This window comes from Rhizobium sp. BK312, from assembly GCF_014193605.1.
GTDB lineage: Bacteria > Pseudomonadota > Alphaproteobacteria > Rhizobiales > Rhizobiaceae > Rhizobium.
Genome location: NZ_JACHZP010000010.1, coordinates 1 through 21,749 on the forward strand (window position 1 = coordinate 1; position 21,749 = coordinate 21,749).

The 21,749-nt window shown below is 61.5% G+C and carries 20 protein-coding genes; 11 read left to right on the forward strand and 9 right to left on the reverse strand.

What is annotated here, in order from left to right:
- Window positions 1–465 precede the first annotated feature (465 nt).
- The 3 genes from hrpB to FHT85_RS24800 all read left to right on the forward strand — a co-directional run bounded on the left by hrpB (window position 466) and on the right by FHT85_RS24800 (window position 4,934).
- Window positions 466–2,931, forward strand: a complete 2,466-nt coding sequence (gene hrpB, locus FHT85_RS24790; protein ID WP_112413167.1) for an ATP-dependent helicase HrpB — start codon at window positions 466–468, stop codon at window positions 2,929–2,931.
- A 47-nt stretch (window positions 2,932–2,978) separates the two neighbouring features.
- Window positions 2,979–4,271: an ActS/PrrB/RegB family redox-sensitive histidine kinase gene (locus FHT85_RS24795; RefSeq protein WP_183774371.1), complete on the forward strand. Its 1,293-nt coding sequence runs from the start codon at window positions 2,979–2,981 to the stop codon at window positions 4,269–4,271.
- A gap of 75 nt (window positions 4,272–4,346) precedes the next feature.
- Window positions 4,347–4,934, forward strand: coding sequence for an ActR/PrrA/RegA family redox response regulator transcription factor (locus tag FHT85_RS24800; RefSeq protein ID WP_015338224.1), 588 nt, complete (start codon window positions 4,347–4,349; stop codon window positions 4,932–4,934).
- Window positions 4,935–4,993: 59 nt separating this feature from the next.
- On the opposite strand, the gene FHT85_RS24805 is transcribed toward FHT85_RS24800, so the two are convergent.
- Window positions 4,994–5,530, reverse strand: a complete 537-nt coding sequence (locus tag FHT85_RS24805; protein ID WP_112413168.1) for an MmcB family DNA repair protein — start codon at window positions 5,528–5,530, stop codon at window positions 4,994–4,996.
- Window positions 5,531–5,711: 181 nt separating this feature from the next.
- Here FHT85_RS24805 and FHT85_RS24810 point away from each other — a divergent pair, with 181 nt between their 5' ends.
- On the forward strand, window positions 5,712–6,386 hold the full coding sequence (locus tag FHT85_RS24810; RefSeq protein WP_112338657.1) for a L,D-transpeptidase: 675 nt from the start codon (window positions 5,712–5,714) through the stop codon (window positions 6,384–6,386).
- Between the two features lie 179 nt (window positions 6,387–6,565).
- Here the strand turns inward: FHT85_RS24810 and FHT85_RS24815 are convergent, their stop codons facing one another.
- The 6 genes from FHT85_RS24815 to hslV all read right to left on the reverse strand — a co-directional run bounded on the left by FHT85_RS24815 (window position 6,566) and on the right by hslV (window position 15,458).
- Window positions 6,566–8,734 (reverse strand): malate synthase G, encoded by a 2,169-nt coding sequence (locus FHT85_RS24815; protein ID WP_112413169.1) that lies wholly within the window; start codon window positions 8,732–8,734, stop codon window positions 6,566–6,568.
- Between the two features lie 118 nt (window positions 8,735–8,852).
- Window positions 8,853–10,856 (reverse strand): hydantoinase/oxoprolinase N-terminal domain-containing protein, encoded by a 2,004-nt coding sequence (locus FHT85_RS24820; RefSeq protein ID WP_112413179.1) that lies wholly within the window; start codon window positions 10,854–10,856, stop codon window positions 8,853–8,855.
- Window positions 10,857–10,942: 86 nt separating this feature from the next.
- The gene (locus tag FHT85_RS24825) at window positions 10,943–12,337 is read right to left on the reverse strand and encodes a cytochrome P450 (RefSeq protein ID WP_112413170.1); all 1,395 of its coding nucleotides are present in this window, start codon (window positions 12,335–12,337) and stop codon (window positions 10,943–10,945) included.
- Window positions 12,338–12,455: 118 nt separating this feature from the next.
- Window positions 12,456–13,409 (reverse strand): DUF1402 family protein, encoded by a 954-nt coding sequence (locus tag FHT85_RS24830; RefSeq protein ID WP_112400218.1) that lies wholly within the window; start codon window positions 13,407–13,409, stop codon window positions 12,456–12,458.
- A gap of 163 nt (window positions 13,410–13,572) precedes the next feature.
- Window positions 13,573–14,883: an ATP-dependent protease ATPase subunit HslU gene (gene hslU / locus FHT85_RS24835; protein WP_075853300.1), complete on the reverse strand. Its 1,311-nt coding sequence runs from the start codon at window positions 14,881–14,883 to the stop codon at window positions 13,573–13,575.
- A gap of 44 nt (window positions 14,884–14,927) precedes the next feature.
- Window positions 14,928–15,458, reverse strand: a complete 531-nt coding sequence (gene hslV / locus FHT85_RS24840) for an ATP-dependent protease subunit HslV (protein WP_112338568.1) — start codon at window positions 15,456–15,458, stop codon at window positions 14,928–14,930.
- 213 nt (window positions 15,459–15,671) lie between these two features.
- Between hslV and hisB the strand changes: the two genes are divergently transcribed.
- Genes hisB through coaA form a run of 7 tightly spaced genes read left to right on the forward strand, consistent with a single transcriptional unit; the run spans window position 15,672 to window position 20,341 of the window.
- Complete coding sequence (gene hisB / locus FHT85_RS24845; protein WP_112413171.1) at window positions 15,672–16,280, forward strand: imidazoleglycerol-phosphate dehydratase HisB; 609 nt, start codon at window positions 15,672–15,674, stop codon at window positions 16,278–16,280.
- Between the two features lie 24 nt (window positions 16,281–16,304).
- Window positions 16,305–16,802: a DUF2628 domain-containing protein gene (locus FHT85_RS24850; RefSeq protein ID WP_112413172.1), complete on the forward strand. Its 498-nt coding sequence runs from the start codon at window positions 16,305–16,307 to the stop codon at window positions 16,800–16,802.
- A gap of 2 nt (window positions 16,803–16,804) precedes the next feature.
- Window positions 16,805–17,455 carry an imidazole glycerol phosphate synthase subunit HisH gene (gene hisH, locus FHT85_RS24855; protein WP_112413173.1) on the forward strand — a complete coding sequence of 217 codons (651 nt, stop codon included), beginning with the start codon at window positions 16,805–16,807 and terminating at the stop codon, window positions 17,453–17,455.
- Window positions 17,456–17,480: 25 nt separating this feature from the next.
- Window positions 17,481–18,224 (forward strand): 1-(5-phosphoribosyl)-5-[(5-phosphoribosylamino)methylideneamino]imidazole-4-carboxamide isomerase, encoded by a 744-nt coding sequence (gene hisA, locus FHT85_RS24860; RefSeq protein ID WP_112413174.1) that lies wholly within the window; start codon window positions 17,481–17,483, stop codon window positions 18,222–18,224.
- Window positions 18,221–19,009, forward strand: a complete 789-nt coding sequence (gene hisF, locus FHT85_RS24865; RefSeq protein ID WP_112413175.1) for an imidazole glycerol phosphate synthase subunit HisF — start codon at window positions 18,221–18,223, stop codon at window positions 19,007–19,009. The genes hisA and hisF overlap by 4 nt, the downstream gene beginning before the upstream one ends.
- A 14-nt stretch (window positions 19,010–19,023) precedes the next feature.
- The gene (locus tag FHT85_RS24870) at window positions 19,024–19,338 is read left to right on the forward strand and encodes a phosphoribosyl-ATP diphosphatase (protein ID WP_112338573.1); all 315 of its coding nucleotides are present in this window, start codon (window positions 19,024–19,026) and stop codon (window positions 19,336–19,338) included.
- 7 nt (window positions 19,339–19,345) lie between these two features.
- A complete protein-coding gene (coaA, locus tag FHT85_RS24875) occupies window positions 19,346–20,341 on the forward strand; it encodes a type I pantothenate kinase (RefSeq protein WP_112413176.1) in 996 nt (331 codons plus the stop codon).
- 3 nt (window positions 20,342–20,344) lie between these two features.
- Here coaA and FHT85_RS24880 read toward each other — a convergent pair whose 3' ends face one another.
- On the reverse strand, window positions 20,345–20,953 hold the full coding sequence (locus FHT85_RS24880) for an alpha-ketoglutarate-dependent dioxygenase AlkB family protein (RefSeq protein WP_112413177.1): 609 nt from the start codon (window positions 20,951–20,953) through the stop codon (window positions 20,345–20,347).
- A 288-nt stretch (window positions 20,954–21,241) separates the two neighbouring features.
- Window positions 21,242–21,676, reverse strand: a complete 435-nt coding sequence (gene arfB / locus FHT85_RS24885) for an alternative ribosome rescue aminoacyl-tRNA hydrolase ArfB (protein WP_183774364.1) — start codon at window positions 21,674–21,676, stop codon at window positions 21,242–21,244.
- Window positions 21,677–21,749: the final 73 nt, after the last annotated feature.

Consider the following 21,749-nt stretch of genomic DNA (forward strand, 5'->3'; position numbering starts at 1 on the left):
CAGCATCGCAGCCAATCCAGGAAACACTAGAGCGAAGGACTTCGTCGCCAGCAGCGCCGCCGCCCTCGTCAGTGATCGGGCTTATAGACCCTACCTCCGAACCAAGTCAACACTCATACTGTAAAAATTCTGACATTTTTGTAAGGGATTGATTTTAAACGGGGTTTTGTAAATGCCGTTGAAATCCGGGAGATTTTTTCGCGATTAGTCGCGATTTCAGGATTCATTTTACGCCGCCTGCCGGAATCGTCCAGATAGCCACTCCCAAAGGGCTGCTTGCGCCCTGTTGCAAGCATTGGATCCGCTCTCATTGCCAGCCGAACACCCAGGACCTAATAGACATCGAGAGATTGAAGGGAGCAGACACGGTGCCTCTCGATAAAAGGCGGCGCGCGCCGCGTCGAACCCGCAAACTCCAGCTTTCGCCCATAGACATATGTGGAGCCAGCCGGCGTGACATATAGAGTGCCTTCATTGCCGGAGCTGCCGGTCTCGCATGTGCTTGCCGATATTGGCGCCGCGCTCAGTGGAGAGCGGCGCGCGGTACTCTCCGCGCCGCCCGGCGCCGGCAAGACGACGCTGGTGCCGCTTTATCTCTTAGGGCAAGCCTGGCGCGGCGATGGCAGGATCATTCTTCTGGAACCACGGCGGCTGGCGGCAAGAGCCGCTGCTGCCCGCATGGCCTCGCTACTTGGCGAACAGGTCGGCGATACAGTCGGCTATCGCATGCGACTCGACAACCGCATCTCCTCCAAGACCCGTATTGAGGTGGTGACGGAGGGTGTCTTCGCGCGGATGATCCTCGACGATCCCGAACTGTCAGGCATCTCCACCGTCATCTTCGACGAATTCCACGAGCGCTCGCTGGATGCGGATTTCGGCCTGGCGCTGGCGCTCGACGTGCAATCGGCATTGCGCGACGATCTGCGCATCCTTGTTATGTCTGCAACGCTCGATGTGGAGCGCGTCGCAGCACTCCTCGACCATCCGCCTGTGATTGAAAGCATGGGCCGCAGCTTTCCGATCGATATCCGCCATCAGGATCGGCCAGCGGGAGAGCGGATCGAGGATACGGTGACGCGGGCGATCCTCAACGCGCATGCGAGCGAACAAGGTTCCATCCTCGCCTTCCTGCCCGGTCAGGCGGAAATCACCCGCACGGTGGAGCGGCTCGAAGGCCGGTTCGGGCCGGAGACGGTGATTGGGCCGCTCTACGGCAATCTCAGCCAAAAGGAGCAGGACGCGGCGATAAAGCCGGCCGCGCCGGGCACACGCAAGATCGTACTGGCGACCTCGATCGCCGAAACCTCCATCACCATCGATGGCGTGCGCATCGTCATCGACAGCGGATTACAGCGCCTACCTGTTTTCGAGGCTTCCACTGGCATCACGCGGCTGGAAACGGTGCGTGTGTCGCGTGCTTCGGCCGATCAGCGCGCCGGCCGTGCCGGGCGAACCGAGCCGGGCATTGCCATCCGGCTCTGGCATCCGGGGCAGACCGCGGCGCTTCCGGCCTTTACGCCGCCGCAAATCCTTTCCAGCCACCTTTCAGGCCTAGCGCTCGATCTCGCCCATTGGGGCGTGCAGGATCCGGCAACGCTTGCCTTCGTCGATCAGCCGCCTGCGACCACGCTCGCCGAGGCGCGGGCCTTGCTGCGGCAGCTGGGAGCGCTCGATGCGGAAAACGGGCTGACGGCGCGCGGCCGGCTGATGCGCGAGCTCGCCCTACCTCCGCGACTGGCGGCCATGGTGATTTCCGCTGGCGAATTCGGCCAGGCGCGGGAGGCGGCGCTGCTTGCTGTGCTGCTGACGGAACAAGGGCTTGGCGGCCAGAGCATCGATCTGGAAGATCGTTTGCGGCGCTTCAAGACGGAGAAGGGCGAGCGGGCCGAGGCGGCGCGGCGGCTGGCCGGGCGCCTTGCTCAGGCTGCCGGCGGCAATGGCGGCTTTGCCGCTTCTACTCCTCCGCTTGCCGGCACGCTGCTGCTGCATGCCTTTCCCGATCGGATCGCGCTGCAGCGCGGCGGGCGAGGACGTTTCGTCATGGCCAATGGGCGCGGCGCGGAGCTGCCGGAAACCGAGCGGCTTGCCGGCGCGCAGATGCTTGTCATTGCCGACTTGACCGGACGTGCGGCGCAGGCGCGCATACTGGCGGCGGCGGAGATTTCCCGCGCCGATGTCGAAGAGCATTTGCCGGGCGAGATCCGCACCGAAGATCAAAGCTTTTTCGATAGAGCGAGCCGACAGGTGCGGGCGCGGCGGGCGACAAGGCTCGGCGCCATCATCTTCGAGGAAACGCCCCTGCCCCGCCCCTCCGGTGAACAGGCGGCGAAAGCGCTGACCGAAGGTATTCGCGAACTCGGCATTGACGTCCTGCCTTTCTCCAAGGAAGCGATGCAGCTGCGGGACAGGATCGGCTTCTTATACAGGACGATCGGCGAGCCCTGGCCCGATATGAGCGAGGAGGCGCTACTCGCGAGGCTCGATGAATGGTTCACTCCGTTTCAAAGCGATGCGCGCGGCCTCTCCGATATTTCGGCCGGCGGACTTTCCAATGGGCTGATGTCGCTGGTGCCGCATGAGTTGCAGCGCGATCTCTCCCGGATGGCGCCGACGCATTTCGAGGCACCCACCGGCCAGCGCCATCCCATACAATATGACGGCGAAGAGCCGCTGTTGACCATTCGCGTGCAGGAGCTGTTCGGGCTGAAACAGCATCCGGCCATCGGCGGCGGCAGATTGCCGCTGGTGCTGGAATTGACATCGCCCGCACATCGCCCGATCCAGACGACGCGCGACCTGCCGGGCTTCTGGGCCGGATCCTGGAAGGATGTGCGCGCAGACATGCGCGGCCGCTACCCGAGGCATCCCTGGCCGGAAGATCCGGCCGAGGCCTTGCCGACAACACGCGCCAAGCCGAGAGGGACCTGATGATGGCACGCTTCTTCCGGGGACTGGAAAAACTCTCCGAAGCCGAAATGAAGGCGCAGGAGGGCCATCATACCAGCCGGCGGCTGAGACTGCAGACGCTGGTACGCCTGCGCTGGCTTGCAGTCGGCGGTCAGACGGTGACGGTCATGATCGTCGCCTTCTGGCTGAAATTTCCGATGCCGCTCCTGCCATGCTGCGTGCTGATTGCCTGCCTTGCCTGGATCAACTTCTTCCTGACGCTACGCTACCCGCCGACGCACCGGCTGGAACCGCCGGCCGCCTTCGCGCTGCTCAGCCTCGATCTGCTGCAGCTCTGCGGGCTGCTCTTAATCACCGGTGGGCTTTCCAACCCTTTCTCGGCGCTGGTCTGCGTGCCCGTCATCATTTCCTTTGCCTCGCAGCCGATCCGCTACAGCATGCCGCTCATCGGACTTGCGATGATCTGCATTACCGCTCTGGCATTCTCTCCCTTCCCCTTGCCTTGGTATGAAGGCGTTTCGGTCAGCGTGCATAGCGTCATGCAGCTGGGCGTGTGGTGCTCAATTGCCTCCACCATGGCGTTTGCCGCCTTTTATGCCTATCGCGTCTCCATGGAGGCCTCGCAGCTTGCGGATGCTCTTTCAGCGACGGAGCTGGTGCTGCAGCGGGAAAAGCACCTGTCGCAGCTGGATGGGTTGGCGGCGGCCGCGGCGCACGAGCTCGGTACGCCGCTTGCGACGATCAGCGTCGTCGCCAAGGAGATGGAGCGGGAACTCCGGGAAGACGATCGGTTTCGGGAGGATGTGGCACTGCTGCGCAGCCAGAGCGAGCGCTGCCGCGATATCCTGCGACGCCTGACGACGCTCTCCTCCGAGGACGAAGCGCATATGCGGCGGCTGACGCTGTCTTCGATGATGGAAGAGGTTATCGCGCCGCACCGCGAATTCGGAATCAACCTGGAATTCATCGAGAAGAGCCCGCGGGCGGGCGAACCTGTTCTGTCACGCAATGCCGGCATCATGTACGGCCTCGGCAACCTCATCGAAAATGCGGTCGACTACGCCCGCAAGACTGTGACCGTCACGGTGGAATACACCGCCGAAACTCTAACTATTATCATCGAGGACGATGGCGGCGGGTACTCACCGGAAATACTGGCACGGATCGGCGAACCCTATGTCACCTCACGCCAGCGCGACGACACGGCAGGCGGGCTCGGGCTGGGGCTCTTCATCGCCAAGACGCTGCTCGAGCGCTCGGGTGCTACCCTTTCCTTCGGCAATCGCGATGCGGAGACGCCGGGAGCGCGCGTCCGCGTCGAATGGCCGCGCGTGTTAATCGACAGTAATTCGACAAAATGATTTTCGCGGCTTAAAACTGCCATCGTCAAAATTGGTTGAATATGCAGGCGGATGGTCGCCGGGATAGAAGATAAAATGACGGATAAGGAAAGCGTGGCCCCGCAAGCAGGGGCCAAGGATGCCGAGGCCCATATCGGCCCGGATGCTACATTGCTGATCGTCGATGACGACGGCCCCTTTCTGCGCCGGCTGGCGCGGGCAATGGAGACACGCGGCTTTGCAGTCGAGACGGCGGAATCCGTCGCGGAAGGCGTTGCCAAATCCAAGGCGACCCCGCCGAAATATGCCGTGGTCGACCTTCGCCTCGGCGACGGCAACGGGCTCGACGTGATCGAAGCCATCCGCCAACGGCGGGACGACACGCATATCGTGGTGCTGACGGGCTATGGCAACATCGCGACGGCGGTCACCGCCGTCAAGCTCGGCGCGCTCGACTATCTCGCCAAGCCCGCCGATGCCGACGACGTCTATGCCGCGCTGACGCAGCGCCCCGGCGAGAAGGCTGAAGTGCCCGAAAATCCGATGTCGGCGGACCGCGTGCGCTGGGAGCATATTCAGCGCGTCTATGAAATGTGTGAGCGCAATGTCTCCGAGACGGCTCGCCGGCTAAACATGCATCGCCGCACCTTGCAGCGCATCCTTGCCAAGCGGGCGCCGAAATAGAGCATACTTTGCCTCGGGAGAAGGACGCTGTAAGTGCGAGTTGCAAAAACCACTCGAAGCTAAAGCTCCCCATCCCCTTCATCCGCCCTTCGGGCACCTTCGCCCCGAGGGGAGAAGGCAAAATCTTTACCCGTTGCCCACTCGGCCAGCATTAGGCGCTGGGCGGCAGCGCGGGAGAAGTTGAGCGTTACCGACTTGCGCGTCGCCGGCGGCAGGCGATGCTCCGGCGCCTCGCGGATCATATGGGCGCCATAACCATCTGACAGAAACAGCCCGCAATCTTCCGGGAAGATATCCAGGGGCACGTCCTTGTGCGTCGCGAAGAACATCCGGTCGCAATGCTGCCGGTATTCGGGCCATTTGCGGTCAACGCGGAAATCCTCGATCGAGGTCTTGATCTCGATGATCCAGATCTCGCCCTTTTCCGAAAGGCTGATGAGATCGGCGCGGCGGCCGCTGGCGAGCGGCAGCTCGGGTAGCACGGCCTGACGCATGTCGTGCAGTAATAGTTGCACGCCCTTGCGTACAAGCATGGCCCGTTCCGACTGCCGGCCATCTATTAACGGATTGTTATTGTAAACGTTCAAAATCGTCATGAATTGTCTCGGAGACAGGCCTGGCGTTGTTGCAAAAAAACCATGTCCTTCTAATTTGCGCGCCGGCGCTATTTTTGTAGGGCCAGAGCAGCTTGCAAAGCCAAGTTTAATGGAAAATAAACTTTAGACAAAGATGGTTGATAGCCATCCGTTTCCCGCCACGAAAATTCAAGAGACTTCCATGCGCATCCGTAATGCTATGACCGCACTCGGCCTTGTCGCAATGCTCGCATCGGCTGGCTATGCCACCACCGCCGCAGCAGCGCCGGCCGCTACCGCAAATTCGGCTACCGAGACCATCAAGACGTTCGATGGCGATTATGGTGTGACGACCGACAATGGCTTTCAGCTGCCGGCGATCCCGATCCAGAAGGTGAAGCCGCAGTTCCGCCGTCAGATCGTCGAATACAAGACGGATGAGGCCGAAGGCACGATCATCGTCAACACGCGCGAGCGTCACCTCTACTACATCCTCGGCAATGGCGAAGCGATGCGCTACGGCATCGGCGTCGGCAAGCAGGGCTTCTCCTGGTCCGGCACTGCATACGTAGCCTGGAAGCAGGAATGGCCGAATTGGCATCCGCCGAAGGAAATGGCTGTCCGCCGTCCGGAAATCGCCAAGTATGTCGATGGCGGCATGAACCCGGGCCTTTCCAACCCGCTCGGCGCGCGCGCCATGTATCTCTATAATGAAAAGGGCCAGGATACCCTGTTCCGCCTGCACGGCACGCCGGAATGGGCTTCGATCGGCACCGCCGCCTCCTCTGGCTGCATCCGCCTGATCAATCAGGACGTGATCGATCTGTACAGCCGCGTTCTTCCGGGCCGCAGCACCAAGGTTGTCGTGATCCAGTAATCACTGGATATTCGGATTGAAAAAGGCGCCGGATCGGTATCCGGCGGCCTTTTTGTTTGAGGGACTCAGGATATCTAAGCGTCCCATCTGCCCTCATCCGGAGGCGTCTTGCCGTCGAAGCGTCAGCGCAGACGACAAGACCTCGAAGGATCGAGGTGGCCTCTGATCGAGAGAAGGGATCAACCCGCCTGCTTTGCCTTCAGCTCGATGCGGCGGCGATGCAGGACCGGTTCGGTATAGCCGTTCGGCTGCTGGCGTCCTTTGAGGACGAGATCGAGCGCTGCCTGGAAGGCGACGGAGTCGTCGAAATTGCCGGACATGGGGATGTAATTGGGATCGTCGGCATTCTGCTGGTCAACCACGGCGGCCATACGCTTCATCGTTTCGACAATCTGCGCTTCGCTGATGACCTTGTGATGCAGCCAGTTCGCCATATGCTGCGCCGAGATACGCAGGGTGGCTCTATCCTCCATCAAGCCGACATTGTTGATGTCAGGCACCTTGGAGCAGCCGACGCCCTGATCCACCCAGCGCACGACATAGCCGAGAATGCCCTGGCTGTTGTTGTCGATCTCGCGCTGGATTTCCTCCGGCGTCCAGTTCGGCCGCGAGGCGACCGGCACGGAGAGGATGTCTGACAGCTTGGCGCGGGCGCGGCTCTTCAGGCTCTTCTGGACATCGGCGACATTGACGCGGTGGTAGTGGGTGGCGTGCAGCGTCGCTGCTGTCGGGGACGGCACCCAGGCGGTGTTGGCGCCGGCCTTGGGATGGGCGATCTTCTGCTCGAGCATGGCGGCCATCAGGTCCGGCATCGCCCACATGCCCTTGCCGATCTGGGCATGGCCGGAAAGGCCGCATTCCAGGCCGATATCGACATTCCAGTTCTCATAGGCGCCGATCCAGGCAGCCTGCTTCATATCGCCCTTGCGGATCATCGGACCGGCTTCCATCGAGCTATGGATCTCGTCGCCGGTGCGATCGAGGAAGCCGGTATTGATGAAGACGACGCGTTCGCGGGCGGCGCGGATGGCTTCCTTAAGGTTGACCGTCGTGCGGCGCTCCTCGTCCATGATGCCCATCTTCATGGTGTTCCTGGGCATGCCGAGCAGGTCTTCGACGCGCGTAAAGATATCGGCTGCGAAGGCGACCTCTTCGGGGCCGTGCATCTTTGGCTTGACGACATACATCGAGCCGGTGCGGGAATTCTTGCGGCGGCCATTCGGGCCGATGTCGTAGAGTGCGATCAGGCCGGTGATAACGGCATCCATGATGCCCTCCGGCACCTCGTTGCCGTCGCGGTCGAGGATGGCTGGATTGGTCATCAGGTGGCCGACATTGCGGACCAGCATCAGAGAGCGGCAATGCAGGTCGAAGGTGCTGCCATCCGGCGCGGTATAGGCGAGATCGGGGTTCAGCCGGCGCGTGAAGGTCTTGTCACCCTTGACGACTTCCTCTGTCAGGTCGCCCTTCATCAGGCCGAGCCAGTTGCGATAAACCTCCGCCTTGTCTTCGGCATCGACGGCTGCGATCGAATCCTCGCAGTCCATGATCGTCGTGATTGCCGATTCCAGGCGGACATCGGAAATGCCCGCCGGATCGGACTTGCCAATGGCCGTGCCCGTGTCGATGACGATTTCGATATGGATGCCGTTCTGCTTCAGCAGGATATGGGTGGGGGCAGCGGCATCGCCCAGATAGCCGGCGAAATGGCCGCTATCGGCCAGCTTTACAGCGCCGCCGTTGGTCGTAACCGCTAAGGCGCCATCCTTTACGGCAAGGCCGGTGACATCCTTCCAGCTGGTACCATCAAGCGGCACGGTGGAATCCAGAAAATCACGAACCCAGGCGATGACCTTCTCGCCGCGCTTGGGGTTATAACCCCTGCCCTTTTCCGCGCCATCGGTCTCGGGAATGGCATCGGTGCCGTAGAGCGCGTCGTAAAGCGACCCCCAGCGGGCATTGGCCGCGTTCAGGGCATAGCGGGCATTCATGACGGGAACGACGAGCTGCGGACCGGCGATCTCTGAGATTTCCGGGTCGACATTGGCGGTCGAGATCGCGAAGGCCGGGCCTTCGGGCACGATGTAGCCGATCTCGCGCAGGAAAGCTTCGTAGGCGGCGAGATCGACGGGGGCGCCGTTCTTGCGATACCAATCGTCAAGTGCTGCCTGCATGCGGTCGCGCTTGGCGAGAAGCTCACGGTTCCTTGGCGCGAGATCGTGGACGATCTTGGAAAAGCCGGCGAAGAAGGCCTCCGCATCCACGCCGGAACCGGGCAGCGCCTCCTTGACGAGGAAATCGTAGAGGACCTGTTCGATCTGAAGCCCGTGTTTTTCAATGCGGCTCATGCCATATACTCCTCAAGGCCGTTCCACGGCTCAATTTTTACATGTTGCCACTTTGCTCACGGTTTCACTTCTGTCAATTTGGCAATGGTTCGAAAGATTTATGCCACTCGGGAAATAATTAGTCCGCGGCGATACGGGGACGGCCCGTAGCGGTCGCCACGAACCGGGCCTCGATCAGCTTGCGACTGCCTTCGACCTCCGGCGCATCCACCTGCTCGTCCACTGCCACGACGAGATCGACCGCGCCATTGAGCTTTGCCTGTGCCATTGCAGCTTCGACCGCCCGCGCGCGGGCGTCGGCGAAACTGCGGCTCTCGTCGGTGAAACGCAGGCTCTCGCCGGCGCCGTTCAGCACATAGATGCCATCCTCCGGCATGGTGACGAAAACGGTGACGCTGGTGCGGACCTGGCCGACGACTGCACCGACGGCATTGGCCACATCCGAATCACCAGGAATGGCGCTCTCGGTCGCCAGCATCTTCGCGATCGCAGGATAATAGACCGGAGCGGAAGCGCCGAGCCCGACCAGCGGTCGATCGAGCGAAACGGCAAAACGGGCGATCCCCGGCGCACGGCGAAGGGCGCGATCGATGGAGATGGATTTCGCGGGATCCAGATCGGCCACGCCATCTTCAGCAAGGCAGGCGGCGAGAATGACATCGGCCGACTGGCGGGTGAGGCGATCGACGATCTTCTGCGCCAATTCCTCGACAGATTCGGCGATGAGACGTCCCGAACCATCCTTCAGCCGCATCGCCAGAGCGAGCCCAAGGCGGGCGGCCTCTGCATTCCACTGGTTTTGCCCGCCGAGCACGTGCATGGCGTCGGAAGGCGTCAGGCCGCTCAGATGCACGAGGCCTCGCGCGACAAGCCGATCCAAAGTCGCCTTCTGCGACGTCATCGTCAGGAGCTTGTCGAGCGCCACGGGCACGCTGCCGATTCGATCGAACAACGCCTGCTCCGGGCTGCTGAGGCCGCTTGCCAGATGATCCGGCACGCCGGTGCGCAGCGCAAAGCGGCCGGCATTGCGGGCGAGATGCGTCGCCCGCAGCTGCTGCTCCAGGACATTCAAGACAGCATCGCCATGTATGTGAGCGGCGAGGCTCAGCGGCAACAAGCGGCGCGGACCGAGTTCGAAAGCGGCGACGAGGCCGCGGTCGTTGATCTTCACTTCGGAATCGCCGCCAAGGCCATAAGTGCGCATGGCAACGGCCTCCACCATGGTGCGATAGCCTCCGACCACGGCACCATCGGCATCCAGACGCGGCCTGCCATCCTCCATGACGGCGACATCCGTGGTGGTGCCGCCGATGTCGGAAACGACGGCATTGTCGAGGCCGGTGAGATAGCGCGCGCCGACGAGGCTTGCCGCCGGACCCGAGAGGATCGTCTCGATCGGGCGGAGCTTGGCTTCATCGGCCGAAATCAAGGCGCCATCGCCGCGCACCACCATCATCGGCGCGGCAATGCCGCGCGTCGCCAAAAACCCTTCGCAAGCACCGACGAGACGATCGATCATCGAGACGAGGCGCGCATTGAGCAGCGTCGTCAGGGCGCGGCGCGGTCCACCCAATTTGGAAGAGAGTTCATGGCTACAGGTGACCGGCAGATGCGAGATCTCGCGGATGCAATCGCGCACCCTGATTTCATGAGCCGGATTCCGCACGGCGAAATAGCCGGCGACGGCAAAGGACGACACCGACTTCGCCAAATCGGGTAACGCATCGCGCAGCGCCGTCAGATCGAGCGGGTTTTCATTGCCGTGAACATTGTGGCCGCCGGGGAGGAACAGCACAGGATCGGAGCCCAACGCTTCCGCAAGGCCATCACGCTTGAGATCCTCGGGGCCGAAACCGATCATGATGAGACCGGCCCGGCCGCCCTGCCCTTCGACAAGCGCGTTGGTGGCAAGCGTCGTCGACAGCGATACGAGGCCGATGGCCGAAACGGGAATATCGGCCTTGGCGATGACGGCATCGACGGCGCCGGCAATGCCGACGGCCAGATCATGCCGCGTCGTCAGCGATTTCGCCTTGGCGACCACGCCCTCGGTTTCATGGAAGAGAACGGCATCGGTGTAGGTTCCACCCGTATCGATGCCGAGCAGGAAGTGAGATGTCACGACAATATCCAGCCTTGAATGCACTGCGATGCCGTTATTGCACCCTTCCGGGCCGGGCCGCTAGCTGGCAAGCGGCAAAAACAGTCCTATCGTCTCGTCACCCGCATCGGCAATCCGCCGCGCGGCTGAGTCGTGAGCTTCTGCACCGGCCAGGGATCAGTCTCATCAGTCAGGTCGAAGCGGAAGCGACGCATCATGACGGCAAGGGCGATGACGGCCTCCTGAAGCGCGAAAGTGGCGCCGATGCAGACGCGCGGACCGGCGCCGAAAGGCAGATACTGGAAGCGGTTGATCTTGGCCCGGTTCTCGGGAAGAAATCGCTCCGGCATGAAGGCGCGCGGCTTTTCCCAGTAGAGTTCGTGGCGATGCAGCGTCCAGGGCATGATGAGGACGGTGATTCCCTTCTCCATCGTCACGCGCTCGCCCTTGTCGCTCACCCATTCGTCATCGGCGATCGCGGCGCGATTGATCGACGGTGCCGGCGGATAGAGGCGCATCGCCTCCTCGAAGGCGGCGCGGACGTTCGGCATCAGGTCGAGCCAGGCGACCGGCTCGGCATCGGTTGCCAGCACGCGGTCGATTTCCTCTTCCATGTCATCGCGAATATGCGGGCTATTGGCGACGCAATAGAGCGTCCAGGCAAGGGCACGGGCTGTTGTCTCGTGGCCTGCGCCGATGAAAGTGAGGATATTGTCCTCGATCTCCTCCATGGTCAGTCCATCCGGACCGGCCTTTTCGAGCAGCAGCGTCAGAAAATCATCCGGCGCGCTGGCGCGATCCCGGCGCATCTTGTCCAGCCGCTGATCCATGGTGGTGCGGACGATGCCGCGGAACTTGTCGAGCACGCGCTGGCCGCCGATGCGGGTGATGCGCGGCACCCAGGCAGGGGCGCGCAAAAGATCCATCGGATCGACCCGGCCCATGCGATGCAGGAGCTCATTGACCTCATCGGCGAAATGCTCGCCTTCGGTGACGATCTCGCCGGAAAACAAGGTCTCTGCCAGGATGGCGAAGGTCAATTCGGTCATGTCGGTGGCAATATCGAACACGGCGCCCTCCGCGCCGATGTCCTCGTATTTCTGCAGATATTCCAGGCTCTGGCTCAGCATCTGGCCGGCGAAGCCCTGCGCGTGACGTGGCGTGAACACCGGTGCCACAGCCTTGCGCGAGCGCTTCCAGACCGGCCCTTCCGCCGTCAGCAGGCCATCGCGCAGGATCGGCCGGAGCACGAGCTGGCGGATATCGGCCATGCGATAATTAGCGGCATTATCGACCAGAACATGCTTGATCAGGCCGGGATCGTTGACGATGAGCGTCCGCTCGTTGAAGAACTTGGTCTTGATCCAGGGCAGCGTATAGGAAGGCTCGCCCCAGAGTTCGAGCGGATTGCGCAGGATGGTTTTGATGATCGTCCATCGCGACGGCGGAATGGTACGCGGGATCGGCGCCGGCGGAGAGAAGGCTTCCGGAATCATATCCATGGATCAACTCTCCTCGAAACCGAACATTGCTCGACCTAAAGCAGCCGGAGCTGCGCACCCGTCCGATATGGGGAACGCCACCTGCTAATTCCAGACGATAAAACGTCGCGCTCAGTGCTTACAAAAGCGACTTCAGGTCGCTCAGCTTATCATTGATGAGCCAGCCATAGTAATTTTCTTCCGGCCAGACCGGCTGCGAAGAGCCGCGGTTCTTGGCAGCGAGGGCTGCGGCGCGCTTGCGGGAGTTGCCGAGGTTGTAGAGTGTCGCGGTGATGCCGGGATTGCCTGATATATCCATGCCGGCGATCGAGCGGTAGTCATCGATCGACTTGCGGATCGAGGCCGCGACGAAGGCCAGCGACAGGTCCGGGTCCATGATCGCCTTGTAGACGCCGCCCGCATCCTTCTCGCTGAGCTTCGGGATGCCCGAGGTGCGGCTGACGAGATCCGATAGCTCAAGGGCCGTCAGCGGATTGACCTGGCCGAGGCCGAAAGTCTGACCGGCATAGAAGGGCTGGAAGAAGACCGCGCTGAAACGATTGTCGGGATAGGATGTGCCGCCGACGGTCTTGCCGCGGAAGTCATCTTCCCAAACATCCTCACGGCAGGTCCAGAGGCTGTAGGAATCGCTCTTGCCCTTGCAGGCATCGAATTGCGGCCGCGCAACGAAATCATCGACGTTTTCGCCATTATAGGCGAAGCGGAAGCTCTGGCCGGCATAGGAGGCAGCCTTGACGTAATAGGACTGCAGGCCATCATAAGCATCGACATTGTAGGTATGCTCGCCGACGAGCGCGCCGATGATGTGGATGGGCTCGATACCATAGGCCCGCGCTGTCGACTTGATCTTTGCCATCAGTTTGGTATCGGTCGCCAGCAATTCGCGGACTTTCTGATACTTGCGCTCAAAGCTCGAATTCGTGCCGCGGGTCCGCCGGACCGAAGCGCCGGGAACCGGCGGCTGCTCGGCATTGCGATTGCCCGGGGGCACCGCGGTCGCCGCCTCCGCATAGGCTGGTATCCAGGAAAGGCTGACAACTGCCAGAAGAAGAGTGATCAGTATCCGTCGCAAGATGGCTGTCCTGTCGAAGTTTAAACCGATGTTTCCGTGCGGTTGCCTGACGGATAATCTTGGCCGAATAAAGCCACGCGACACAAAGAAACGGGCCCCTAACTAAAAAGTTAACGGCCCGCTGTCGAGTGTTTACTGTCTTAAATCGCTTCTGCCGGCCCGCTTACAGAATGAAGCGGGACAGATCGGTGTTGGTGGCGAGGTCACCGACATGCTCGCGGACATAGGCGGCATCGATGGTTATCGATACCCCGGCGCGATCCGAGGCGTTGTAGGAGATCTCGTCGAGCACCCGCTCCATGACCGTCTGCAGGCGGCGGGCGCCAATATTCTCGACGGTCGAATTCAGATGCACGGCGACATCGGCGAGAGCGTCGATCGCGTCATCCGTGAAGTCGAGCTTCAGGTCTTCCGTTTCCATCAGTGCCTTGTACTGGCGGATGAGGCTAGCCTGCGGCTCGGTGAGGATGCGGCGGAAGTCTTCCTTGGTCAGCGGCCGGAGCTCGACGCGGATCGGCAGGCGGCCCTGCAACTCCGGCAGAAGATCCGAAGGCTTCGAGACATGAAAGGCACCGGAGGCGATGAAGAGGATATGATCTGTCTTCACCGGACCATACTTGGTCGACACCGTCGTGCCTTCGACCAGCGGCAGCAGGTCGCGCTGCACGCCTTCGCGGGAGACGCCGGCACCCATGCCGCCATCGCGGGCGGCGATCTTGTCGATCTCGTCGAGGAAGACGATGCCGTCATTTTCGGCGGATTGCACGGCTTCACGCTGGATAGCCTCATTGTCGATCAGCTTGTCGGACTCGTCGCGGATCAGCTCCTTGTAGGAATCCTTGACCGTCGTGCGCACCTTCTTCGTGCGGCCGCCCATGGCCTTGCCGAACATTTCGGAGAGATTGAGCACGCCGATATTGGCGCCGGGCATGCCGGGAATTTCGAAGCCGCCGGGCATGCCGGAGCCGGTATCGGCCACCTCGATATCAATTTCCTTGTCGTCAAGCTGGCCGTCGCGCAGCTTCTTGCGGAAGCTGTCGCGCGTTGCCGGCGAGGCGGTGGCGCCAACCAGCGCATCGAGCACGCGCTCTTCGGCGCTCATATGCGCCTTGGCTTGCACCTCGGCGCGCTTCTTTTCGCGCACCAAACCGATGCCGACTTCGACGAGATCGCGGACGATCTGCTCGACATCGCGGCCGACATAGCCGACCTCGGTGAACTTGGTGGCTTCGACCTTGATGAAGGGGGCGCCGGCAAGCTTGGCAAGGCGGCGGGAGATTTCCGTCTTGCCGACGCCGGTCGGGCCGATCATCAAAATGTTCTTGGGCATGACTTCGTCGCGCAGCTCGGGCTCGAGCTGCTGGCGACGCCAGCGGTTGCGCAGCGCAATCGCCACGGCGCGCTTGGCCTCATGCTGGCCGACAATATAGCGATCGAGCTCGGAAACGATCTCGCGGGGGGAAAAAGTGGTCATTTCGTATGTTCCCTATCAGGGCTGGAAACTATCAAGAGAGGAACTTATTGGGCTTCGGCATCGAGCGTTTCGACGACCACATTGTGGTTCGTGTAGACGCAAATGTCGGCGGCGATATCGAGGGCCCGGCGGGCGACGTCTTCAGCCGATTTGTCGCTATCCATCAGCGCACGGGCAGCAGCGAGCGCGAAATTGCCGCCGGAGCCGATTGCCATGGCGCCGTGTTCGGGCTCAAGCACATCGCCGTTGCCGGTGATGGCGAGCGTTATGTTCTTGTCGGCAACCAGCATCATGGCTTCGAGATTGCGCAGATATTTATCGGTGCGCCAGTCCTTGGCGAGCTCGACGGCGGCGCGCATCAGTTGGCCGGGATATTGTTCGAGCTTCTTTTCAAGCCGTTCGAGCAGCGTGAAGGCATCGGCAGTCGCGCCGGCGAAACCGGCGATGACATCGCCCTTGCCGATGCGGCGAACCTTGCGCGCATTGCCCTTCATTACGGTCTGGCCAAGGCTGACCTGGCCATCGCCAGCCATCACGACCTTGCCGTCCTTGCGAATAGTCACGATTGTCGTCATTTAACACCTGTTTGCCCCCGTTTCGGCGGGCTTTCTGCCGGGCCGCGTATCGGCCCCGTCAGCACCTATGTAAGAGGGGTTTTGGCGATTGCAAATGGCAACCGCGCCCGAATAATGGCGGCAAGCCGGCTAAACGCGTAAGGCCCTTGCGTAACTTCTGGATATTTCCCGATACGCCTGATAAGGAACGGCCGTATTCCGATGGAGCAGCCCATGGCAGAGACCGCAGCGAGCCGCACGGCAAGCGTTTCCCGCAAGACCAACGAGACCTCGGTCTCCGTTTCCGTCAACATCGACGGCAGCGGCAAATCGACGATTTCGACGGGAGTCGGCTTCTTCGACCATATGCTGGAACAGCTGTCGCGACATTCGCTGATTGACATGGAGATCGACACCAAGGGCGACCTGCATGTCGACGATCATCATGCCGTCGAGGATACCGGCATCGCAATCGGCCAGGCGATTGCCAAGGCGCTGAGCGACCGGCGCGGCATCACGCGCTACGCTTCGATCGACCTCGCCATGGACGAGACGATGACGAAGGCCGCCGTCGATCTTTCCGGCCGGCCCTTTCTCGTGTGGAATGTCTCGTTCAGCGCGCCGAAGATCGGCACCTTCGATACCGAACTAGTGCGCGAATTCTTCCAGGCGCTGGCGCAGAATGCCGGCATCACCTTGCATATCCTCAACCATTATGGCGCCAACAATCACCATATAGCCGAGACATGCTTCAAGGCCGTTGCGCGCGCCTTGCGCACCGCAACCGAGATCGATCCGCGGCAGGCAGGCCGGGTGCCCTCGACGAAAGGCACGCTCGCCTGAGCCCCGAACTGGGGAATTGAGGAAATGGCAAGCTATCTGATTTTGACTCCGCCTGGAGCGACGAACCGATCCGAAGCATCAGATCGGTATCGCGACGAAACACGATTCATCCGCGACGGCTTTTCATGGACGGCTTTCCTGTTTCCGACGCTCTGGATGCTCTTCCATAGGCTTTGGCTGCACGCGATCGCCGTCGTTCTGCTGCAGGGTATTGCGCTGGAACTGATGCGTCAGCCGGGCTTTTTCGCCGCGGGCGCAACACTTCTGCTTGGCGTGCATGTTCTTGCCGCTCTAGAAGGCCCGCATGCGATCAGCGATCGTCTCATCGGCCGCGGCTGGAAAGTGGAAAATCTCGTCTCGGCGCCTGATCTGGCAACTGCGGAGCAAATCCACTTTTCCGAACTTGAGCAGCAGCCAAACCGGAATATCCGTTCTGAAAATTGGGATATCCCGGCCAAAAACACCAATACTAGCCGCTCAGGCCCGAGCTTCGGCCTTCCCGGCTATGACGGAGGACGCTGACCATGCGGGTCGCGATTATCGACTATGGTTCCGGCAATCTGCGCTCGGCCACCAAGGCTTTCGAGCGAGCTGCCCGCGAGGCAGGTATCGACGCCGAGATCGACCTGACCGATGACGCCGAGCGCGTTGCCACCGCGGATCGCATCGTGCTTCCCGGCGTCGGCGCCTATGCCGATTGCCGGCATGGCCTCGATGCCGTTTCCGGTATGGCGGAAGCTGTGATCGACGTCGTGGAACACAAGGCCCGCCCCTTCCTTGGCATCTGCGTCGGCATGCAGCTGATGTCGTCGCGCGGGCTGGAAAAGACGATCACGCAAGGATTCGGCTGGATCAAGGGTGACGTCAAGGAAATGACGCCGAGCGATCCCAACCTGAAAATTCCGCAGATCGGCTGGAATACGCTGGATCTCCGCCATCCGCATGCGCTGTTCGACGGCATACCCACAGGCCCCGACGGGCTGCACGCCTATTTCGTCCATTCCTATCATCTGGCCGCCGACCACGGCGACGACGTCATCGCGACCACAAGCTATGGCGGCGCGATGACCGCCTTCGTCGGTCGCGACAATATGGCCGGCTCGCAGTTCCATCCGGAAAAGAGCCAGAAGCTCGGCCTTGCCCTGATCGCCAATTTCCTGCGCTGGAAGCCATAAGGCTCGCGCTCCAAGGACAGACATCATGATTCTTTTTCCTGCTATCGACCTAAAAGACGGCCAATGCGTGCGCCTCAAGCTCGGCGACATGGAGCAGGCGACCGTCTACAACCCCGATCCCGGTGCCCAGGCGAAAGCCTTTGAAGACCAGGGCTTCGAATGGCTACATGTCGTCGATCTCAACGGCGCCTTCGCTGGCGAGACCGTCAACGGCGCCGCCGTCGATGCCATTCTCAAGGCGACGAAGAACCCGGTGCAGCTCGGCGGCGGTATCCGCACGCTCGACCACATCGAAAACTGGCTGTCGCGCGGGCTTGCCCGCGTTATCCTCGGCACCGTGGCAGTGCGCGATCCGGCGCTCGTCGTCGAAGCCTGCCGGCGTTATCCGGGCCATATCGCCGTCGGCATCGATGCCAAGGGCGGCAAGGTGGCGGTCGAAGGCTGGGCGGAGGCTTCCGAGCTTGGCGTGATCGAGCTTGCGAAGAAATTCGAGGGTGTCGGCGTTGCCGCCATCATCTACACCGACATCGACCGCGACGGCATTTTGACCGGCATCAACTGGGACTCGACGCTGGAACTGGCCGATGCCGTTTCCATTCCCGTCATCGCCTCGGGCGGACTTGCCTCGCTTGATGACATCCGCCGAATGACGCAGCCGGATGCCCGCAAACTGGAAGGTGCGATTTCCGGCCGCGCGCTTTATGATGGCCGGATCGATCCGAAAGAAGCACTGGCGCTGATCAAGCAAGCCAAGGAGGCAGCGCAATGACCCTGAAAGCCCGCGTCATCCCCTGCCTCGACGTCAAGGACGGCCGCGTCGTCAAGGGCGTCAACTTCGTCAATCTTATCGATGCCGGCGATCCCGTCGAAGCCGCCAAGGCCTATGACGCCGCCGGTGCCGACGAACTCTGCTTTCTCGACATCACGGCTTCCTCCGACAATCGCGACACCATTTTCGATGTTGTCGCCCGAACCGCCGAACAGTGCTTCATGCCTGTCACGGTCGGCGGCGGCGTGCGCACCATTGCCGATATCCGCAAGCTGCTGCTCTGCGGCGCCGACAAGGTCTCGATCAATTCGGCAGCAGTCAACAATCCCGATTTCGTGGCCGAAGCGGCGGACAAGTTCGGCAACCAGTGCATCGTGGTATCCATCGATGCCAAGCGACGCCGGACCGAGGCGCTCGGCGGCGACAATCTGAGCGCCTGGGAGATCTATACCCATGGCGGCCGCAACGCGACCGGCATCGACGCGGTCGATTTTGCGCGCAAGATGGTCGAGCGCGGCGCCGGCGAGCTGCTCGTCACCTCCATGGACCGCGACGGCACCAAGGTCGGCTACGATCTGGAGCTGATACGGGCGATTGCCGATGCGGTGCGCGTGCCGGTTATCGCCTCAGGCGGCGTCGGCGATCTCGACGACCTCGTTGCCGGCGTCAAGGAAGGCCATGCGACGGCGGTGCTTGCCGCTTCGATCTTCCACTTCGGCACCTATTCGGTGGGCGAGGCAAAGCGCTATATGGCCGAGCGCGGCATTCCGATGCGGCTGGATTAGGAGACAGCGGACCAATGAGCGGATTTACCCTTTCCGACCTCGAACGAATCATCGAGGAACGCTCCAAGGCTTCGCCGGACGAATCCTGGACGGCGAAGCTTTTCGCCGCCGGCCAGCCGAAGGCAGCGAAGAAACTGGGCGAAGAAGCGATCGAAGCCGTGATGGCCGCGGTCACCGATGATCGCGACAACCTCGCCTACGAGGCGGCCGATCTGCTGTATCATCTTTTAGTCGTATTGAAGATTGCCGGCATTCCGTTAGAGAATGTCATGGGTGAGCTCGAAAGGCGCACCGCCCAATCCGGCCTTCAGGAAAAGGCCAGCCGGTAAGAACGCGATGACAATAGCGACCAAGAGCGATCCCGCGCCCGAGACACTCGATATTTTCGAGGCGAAGGCCTATTCGCCGTACTACTTCTTTTCCTCGGAAGAATGGGCGAAATTCCGGGCCGACACGCCGCTGACGCTGACATTAGACGAAGTGAAGCGACTGCGCTCCATGGGCGACCCGATCGATCTTGACGAAGTCAGGCGCATCTATCTGTCGCTGTCGCGGCTTTTGTCCTCGCATGTGGAATCCTCGCAGATCCTGTTCGAGCAGCGCAACCGCTTCCTCAGCCTCTCCGATATCGCCAAGACGCCCTTCGTCATCGGCATCGCCGGTTCGGTCGCGGTCGGCAAGTCCACGACAGCTCGTATCCTGAAGGAATTGCTGGGCCGCTGGCCGTCGAGCCCGAAGGTCGATCTGGTCACCACGGACGGCTTTCTCTATCCGAACGCCGAATTGCAGCGCCGCAACCTGATGCAGCGCAAGGGCTTTCCGGAAAGCTACGATACCGCAGCACTGCTGCGTTTCCTCTCGGCGATCAAGGCCGGCCAGCCGAATGTGCAGGCGCCTTCCTATTCGCACCTCGTCTATGACGTGCTGCCGAATGAATTCAAGACGGTCGACCGCCCGGATATCCTGATCTTCGAGGGCATCAACGTGCTGCAATCGCGGCATCTGCCGGCCGACGGCAAGATCGTGCCGATGGTCTCGGATTTCTTCGATTTCTCCATCTATATCGATGCCGACGAAGAACTCATCCACAACTGGTATGTCGCCCGTTTCATGCGGTTGCGCGAGACCGCCTTCCGCGATCCCAACTCCTTCTTCCATCGCTACGCCTCGATCAGCGAAGAAGAGGCGCTGGCGATCGCCGAGGGGCTCTGGAAGAACATCAACCTCAAGAACCTGCGCCAGAACATTCTGCCGACGCGGCCGCGCGCCGATCTCATCCTGCAGAAGGGCAAGAATCATCTAATCGAGCAGGTGGCGCTCAGAAAGCTCTGAGGCTCAGGGCTGAACACGCCGTAACGTCAGATTGATACGTCCACCATTCTTCAGCAATGTCGACGTTGCCGGACAGATGCGATCGACGCCGTGGAAGCACAATCTTCCTTCGCCGCCGAGTACGACGATATCGCCGCTCGCAAGCTTAAAGGATAGCGTGCGATCGTTGCGGTTGAGACCTCCGACCCGAAAGAGGCAGGTATTGCCGAGCGAGATCGACAGCACGGGCGCCTTGAGATCCTGCTCGTCACGATCCTGATGCAGGCCCATGCGGGCATCGTCGCCATAGAAATTGACGAGGCAGGCTTCGGGCGGCTTTTCATAGCCTGCTATATCGCGCCAGAGATCGAGCAGTTGCGGCGGTATGGCCGGCCATGGGCGACCGGTGACCGGATGGGTCGGCTGATAGCGATAGCCGCGCTGCTTGTCCGTCACCCAGCCGAGCGAACCGCAATTGGTCATGCGCACGGACATCTCCTTGCCGGTACCCGGCATGACCGGTGTGTAGAGCGGCGCCTCTGCCACGATGCTGCGGATCGCCTCGACGAGCGCTTCCTGGGCGGGGCGGTCGAGATATCCAGGAAGATGGCGAATTCCGTTGGGGAGCAGCATTTTGGTTTCCTGCAGTGGTGTGGGTCATGTGAGCGTGTCGTTCCAGCGCTTTGGTGCCCGGCCCCTCACCCCAACCCTCTCCCCGCAAGCGGGGCGAGGGGGTTTATCCTGCCTCAAGCCAGCCGCCGCAACTGAGAGTCTTGCTGTTTCGCTGTGTCGTCCCTTCTCCCCGCAAGCGGGGAGAAGGCTAGGATGAGGGGCCGGGCAGACAGCGTCCACAAAACTGAACTCGCCCGACGAGCTTCAATTTTACCCAGCCAAGCCAAAACTGCAGCCCGAAAACCAAATCTAGTCGCCGCCGACCTTGCCGCGCATCTTCTTGACCTCGGAGCGCCCGGATTTCTCCTTCAGCCGGCGCTCGATCGATCCCTTTGTCGGCTTGGTCTTCCGGCGGGGCGGCGGCGGGGGGGCGGCGGCTTCGAGGATCAGTTCCTTCAGCCGCTCGCGCGCATCCTCGCGATTGCGATCCTGACTGCGGAAACGGCTGGCCTCGATCATCAGCACGCCATCCTTGGAAACCCGGCGGCCGGCGAGCCTGATCGCATTCGCCTTGACGCGGTCGGTCAGCGAGGGGGAATTCTGGAGGTTGAAGAAAAGCTGGACCGCGGTCGCGACCTTGTTGACATTCTGACCGCCGGGACCGCCCGCCAGAACGAATTGCTCCGTCAGTTCCCAGCCGGCAATGGTGATCCGGTCATTGATGTAAAGCGCGTCGCTGGCCATGGTTTTCTCCGCGCCTGTCTATCCCACATTGATGCGCGGTTGAAAACTACTGCCGGATAAAATGAAACCCGGC